The following is a 4,907-nucleotide window of genomic DNA, read 5'->3' on the forward strand; positions in this document are numbered from 1 at the left end:
CGTTGAAGGTGCGGAGGAAGCTGTTCGCCCGGCTGCGTGAGGACGGGTCGGTCGTGCTGATGTGCCCGCTGGAGGAGAAGGAGGCGCTGCTGGCGTCCGGCGACCCCGCGTTGTTCACCACGCCGCACTACGACGGGTACGGCTCGGTCCTCGTGGACCTGGACCGGGTGGACCCCGTGCAGCTCACCGAGCTGGTGCAGGACGCGTGGCGGCACCGGGCCCCGGCCCGGCTGCGGGCCGCGCACGAGCCGCCCACTGCGCGCGGGTGAGCGCGTACACGTCGCCGTGCTCGCCGCCCTCGAGCATCTCCGATACCGGGTGCGTGCCGGGCGGTGGGTCGGTCTTCGGCGGCCGGAACAGGAACCACGCGATCAAGAACACGATTCCCCGGCCGACACGACGGCCACCGCGCCGCCGAGCTTCGTGTGGGCAGGGACTCGCGATCACCGGGTGTGGGCAGAGCCGGCCACATGTGGCGTCTCGTGCCCACCCCTGACGATCATGGCCTCCCGGGGGCCGGACATGACGAAGGCCCAGTGCCGAGGAGGACGTCCTCTGACCTGGGCCTTCGTTGTGGAGCGGATGACGGGAATCGAACCCGCATATTCAGCTTGGGAAGCTGATGTTCTACCACTGAACTACATCCGCAACGTGCGAATGCCAGGCTATCAGCTCACGCTGAGTAGGCGCGATAACCGGTTGTGTACACCCAGGCGGGTGGTTACCGGCGAGTCGCAACCGTTATGTGGGCTCCGGGCTCGACTCGTGGACTTTACGCGGTTCACACTGCTGAGACCCTGTAAGGCCAGCTCCCCCGGCCGCTAAGGATCCCGAGAATGACGGAGTTCGACCCGGACCAGGGGTCGCTCGCGGACCAGGACCACGACCACGACGTGCTCCTGATCGCCGGCAGTCGACCCGAGGTCGCACGACTCGCCCCTGTGGCCACGGCGTTCAACGACGCCGACCGCATCCGCGCCCTCACCGTGGCCACCGGGCCCGACCCGTGGGTCGTCCACGACGCCTTCGAGGCGTTCGGCGTTCCCGCCGACGTCACGCGCATGCCCGGCCCGATCGCGGGCCCGCACCCGGCCGCCATCGGGGCCATGCTCATGAGCAACCTCGACGACCTGCTGGTCGATCTCGACCCGTCCGCGATCATGGTCTACGGCGGTGGCATGACGGCGGCGATCGCCGCGCAGGTCGCGTTCTGGCGGCAGATCCCCGTCGTGCACCTGCAGGCCGGCGTGGCCAGCGACGACCTGCTCTGCCCGTTCCCGCAGGAGGCGAACCGGCGCATCATCGGCCAGCTCGCCTCGCTGTTCCTCACCACCGGCGGTGCCGCTCTGGGCAGCCCGATCGGGCCCAACGCCATCCCCGTCGGCGACACGATGGCCGCCAACCCGCAGCCGTCGGACCTGCGGTTCGCCCGCCTGCTGCGCCGCGTGCACGCCGACGGGCCGCGGCTGGTGCTCGTCGGCCTCGACCGCCCCGACTCGCTCGGCGTCCTCGCCGGCCTGCCCGACCTGCTGGAGCGCGAGCCGGACATCGAGGTCGTCCTCTACGGCGAGCTCGCCACCCACGGCGCGGCAGCCCCGCTCGCGGAGCACGCCCGGGCCACCGTCGTGCCCAAGCTGATGCTGGTCGAGCTCGTCGGGCTCATCGCGGCCAGCGCGGTCCTCGTCTCCGACGATCCCGAGCTGGTCACCGACGCACCGGGCCTCGGCACGCCCGCGGTGCTGGTCGACGGACCGCACATCCCGGAGCCGGGCGACTCCATCCGCAGCATCCTCAGCCCCGCGGTGATGACCACGGTCCGGCAGCTCCTCGCGGCCAGGTCCGCGCCGCCCCCCGAGCCGTCCGACGGGCTGGAGGCCGCGCGCGTCGAGCAGGCCGTCGCGTGGATGTTCGGGCTCTGCCCGTCACCGCAGCTCGACATCCCGCTGCCCCGGCAGGCCCGGGGACCGGTCGAGGAGACGTCCGACGCGCCGGCCGACGACTCGGCCGACAGGGAGCGCTGAGGCGCCGCCAGTACGCTTGCGCCGTGCTGCTGTCGGACGGTGACCTGCGCAAGGAACTCGAGATCGAACGACTGGTCATCGATCCCTGGGATCCAGCCATGCTCCAGCCCTCGAGCGTGGACGTGCGCCTGGACCGCTTCTTCCGCGTGTTCCAGAACTCGCGCTACACCCACATCGACCCCGCCGAGCAGCAGGACGAGCTCACGTCGGCCGTCGAACCGGAGGGCGACGACCCCTTCGTGCTGCACCCGGGCGAGTTCGTGCTGGGGTCCACCTTCGAGTCGCTGTCGCTGCCCGACGACCTCGCCGGCCGGCTGGAGGGCAAGAGCTCGCTCGGCAGGCTGGGGTTGCTCACCCACTCCACGGCGGGGTTCATCGACCCGGGCTTCACCGGGCACATCACGCTGGAGCTCTCCAACGTCGCCAACCTGCCGATCATCCTGTGGCCGGGGATGAAGATCGGGCAGCTGTGCCTGTTCCGGCTGTCCAGCCCGGCCGAGCGCCCGTACGGCAGCGACGGCGTCGGCTCGCGCTACCAGGGGCAGCGGGGGCCGACACCGTCGCGTGCGCACCTCAACTTCCATCGGGTCGACACCCGGCGCTGAGCATCCCGACGGGGGCGCCGGCACCCGTTCGCAGGCCCGTGCAGCAGGCGCGCGACTCACGGCTGGCTCTGAACCCGCGCGCCGTTTCGCGTCCTCGCACCCTCCACGGGCGGTGCGAGGACGCGAAATCGCGCGCAGATCGGCAGCTGTTCCGGCCTCAGCGGGTAACCTCTGTCGGCGATGGAACCGCCCCGTGACACCCCGCCTCCGTGGCTGCCCGCCACCCGGCCGCCGGTTCCGCCGCCCGCCATCCGTGAGCCGTGGCCCGTCGTCCCCGTGGCCCCGCCCGGCCCGGAGGCCGCCACCGATCCGCCGGGCGGGCGGCCGTCGGTGCGCTGGCGCCGGCTGACCCGCTCCCGCCGGGGCGCTGCGGGGCTGGTCATCGCGGTGGCGGCGCTGCTGCTCTGGCCGTTCTCCGGGTGGTCGTGGATCCCGTGGGCCGCGGGCGTGGGCCTGCTGATCGTGCTGCGGCTGCTGCGGCTCGACGGTCTGCTGCGCGGCTGGGTACTGCACCTCGGCGGGCTCGCGGTCGTCGTGGGCCTCATGTACAGCACCGGGCCGTGGGCGTGGGCGCTCGCGGCGAGCGTCGGGGTCCTGCTGGCCGGGCTGGCGCAGCTGCCCTGGTGGCGGCTCGCCGCCGTCGGGGCGGTGCTGTGCGTCGTCTCCGGTATCGGGTTCGGGTTCGCGAACTACCGCGACGCCCAGCAGGTGGCGGCGCTGGAGGCCCAGACCCACCTGGAGAACAACGGCCGGCTGGGTGCCTCCCGGCCGGGGAGCGTGCTGCCGACGATGCTCAACCGCATCGCGCAGAACAGCCCGGGCCCGGTCTGCGACAACCTCCTGGCCGACCCGGCCCGCACGGCCTTCGTCGCGGCGTCGGGGCAACCGGACTGCGCCGCGGCGGTGGCGAGCCTGGCATCGCGGGTGACCGACGTGAACGCCTACGCCGGCGGGCGGGCGCCCACCACGACCGCCGACGGCACCACCACCGTCGACGCCTGCGCGATGACCTGGAGCGGCACCCCCGCCGGTCCCCAGCTGGGGAAGCTCACGATCGGCCGCAAGGACGGCGGCTCCACGTACGTCGTCACGGCGTTCGCCCCCTGCTGACGACGATCAGGTCTGGCCACCGAGCATCGTCGGCAGCGCCGCCGTCACCCGGTCGTACGGCCACGAGGTGGCGGGCACCCTCGTGAGCAGCTCGTCGGAGCTGCCGTCGCTGTAGGGGGTCGCGTCCGGAGGCTCGGAGCCTGTCCGCTGCCGGCGCACCGAGCCAGAGGCCGAAGGTGAGCCGGTGCCCGCCGTCGAGGCTCACCGGCAGCAGGCACGGGGCGAATGCCGCGGAGCCCCTCGACCTGCATCACCGCGTCGGTCTGCCAGGTGCGCGACGCACGTTCCTCGGCGGGGACGGCCGGCACGGGGTCGGGCAGGGTGAACCGGATGTGCCGGTCGCGGGCGCTCCGCCGTCGGAAGATCGGGTTCATCGCGCTCCCCCTGCTGTCGATGTCCGTCCTCGACACCCGGCGGCACCGAGCCCGGGACCGCCGGGACTCTCTGCCGGGGAACCCGGCGGAGACGACGAAGGCCGCCCCGGAGATCCGGAGCGGCCTTCGTCGTGGACAGCCGATCAGCTGGTGGCGTCCTCCTGCTCGGGCTGCGCCACGGTGGGAGCCGAGCCGTTGGTGCTGGCGCCGTTGGCGGACGAGCCGTTGGTGTGCTGGTCGCCGCGCTTGACGGCGGCCAGCAGCATCTGCGACACGTCCTGGATGTCGACGTTCTCGCCCGCGCCCTCACCCTGCTTCTGGGTGAGGCCGTCGGTGATCATCGTCTTGCAGAACGGGCAACCCACGGCGATCGTGCCGGCCGCGGAACCGTCACCACCGGCGGCGCCGGAGATGGTGGCGATGGCCTCCTCGGTGCGGTTGACGTTCACCCGCTGCCCGATCCGCTCCTCCATCCACATGCGCGCACCACCGGCACCGCAGCACATCGAGCGGTCGGCGTGGCGTGGCATCTCGGTGAGCGTGGCAACCGCGCCCACGAGCTCGCGCGGGTCCTCGTAGACCTCGTTGTGCCGGCCGAGGTAGCACGGGTCGTGGTAGGTGACCGGCGCCGCGGCGTCGGGGGCGGCCACCGGCACGAGCTTGCCCTCGCGCACCAGCTTGTTGAGCAACTGGGTGTGGTGCACCACCTCGTAGTGCCCGTCGAGCTGCGGGTACTCGCGGCCGAGGGTGTTGAGGCAGTGCGGGCACGTCGTGATGATCTTGCGGGTGCCCGGCTC

Annotated in this window: 6 protein-coding genes and 1 tRNA gene; 4 read left to right on the forward strand and 3 right to left on the reverse strand. The window is 72.5% G+C overall.

Going from position 1 to position 4,907, the window contains the following annotated elements; all coding sequences use genetic code 11:
• Positions 1-269 (forward strand): MmcQ/YjbR family DNA-binding protein (locus JWR81_RS16750; RefSeq protein ID WP_297652972.1); only part of this gene is annotated, 269 nt, incomplete at its 5' end.
• Positions 270-574: 305 nt separating this feature from the next.
• Here the strand turns inward: JWR81_RS16750 and JWR81_RS16755 are convergent.
• Positions 575-648, reverse strand: a tRNA-Gly gene (locus tag JWR81_RS16755).
• A gap of 188 nt (positions 649-836) precedes the next feature.
• On the opposite strand from JWR81_RS16755, the gene JWR81_RS16760 reads away from it, so the two are divergent.
• The 3 genes from JWR81_RS16760 (at position 837) to JWR81_RS16770 (ending at position 3,736) form a co-directional block, all read left to right on the forward strand.
• Positions 837-2,021: a UDP-N-acetylglucosamine 2-epimerase gene (locus tag JWR81_RS16760; protein WP_297652975.1), complete on the forward strand. Its 1,185-nt coding sequence runs from the start codon at positions 837-839 to the stop codon at positions 2,019-2,021.
• Between the two features lie 23 nt (positions 2,022-2,044).
• Positions 2,045-2,626: a dCTP deaminase gene (dcd, locus tag JWR81_RS16765; RefSeq protein WP_297652978.1), complete on the forward strand. Its 582-nt coding sequence runs from the start codon at positions 2,045-2,047 to the stop codon at positions 2,624-2,626.
• 180 nt (positions 2,627-2,806) lie between these two features.
• Entirely contained in the window at positions 2,807-3,736 is a 930-nt protein-coding gene (locus JWR81_RS16770) for a hypothetical protein (protein WP_297652981.1), read from the forward strand.
• Between the two features lie 6 nt (positions 3,737-3,742).
• On the opposite strand, the gene JWR81_RS16775 is transcribed toward JWR81_RS16770, so the two are convergent.
• Together JWR81_RS16775 and JWR81_RS16780 are read right to left on the reverse strand one after the other, a co-directional pair.
• Positions 3,743-3,895: a hypothetical protein gene (locus tag JWR81_RS16775; protein ID WP_297652984.1), complete on the reverse strand. Its 153-nt coding sequence runs from the start codon at positions 3,893-3,895 to the stop codon at positions 3,743-3,745.
• Between the two features lie 358 nt (positions 3,896-4,253).
• Positions 4,254-4,907: (Fe-S)-binding protein (locus JWR81_RS16780; protein ID WP_297652987.1), on the reverse strand; the 654-nt coding region annotated here is incomplete at its 5' end.

The organism is Pseudonocardia sp., assembly GCF_025965585.1.
Taxonomy (GTDB): Bacteria; Actinomycetota; Actinomycetes; order Mycobacteriales; family Pseudonocardiaceae; genus Pseudonocardia.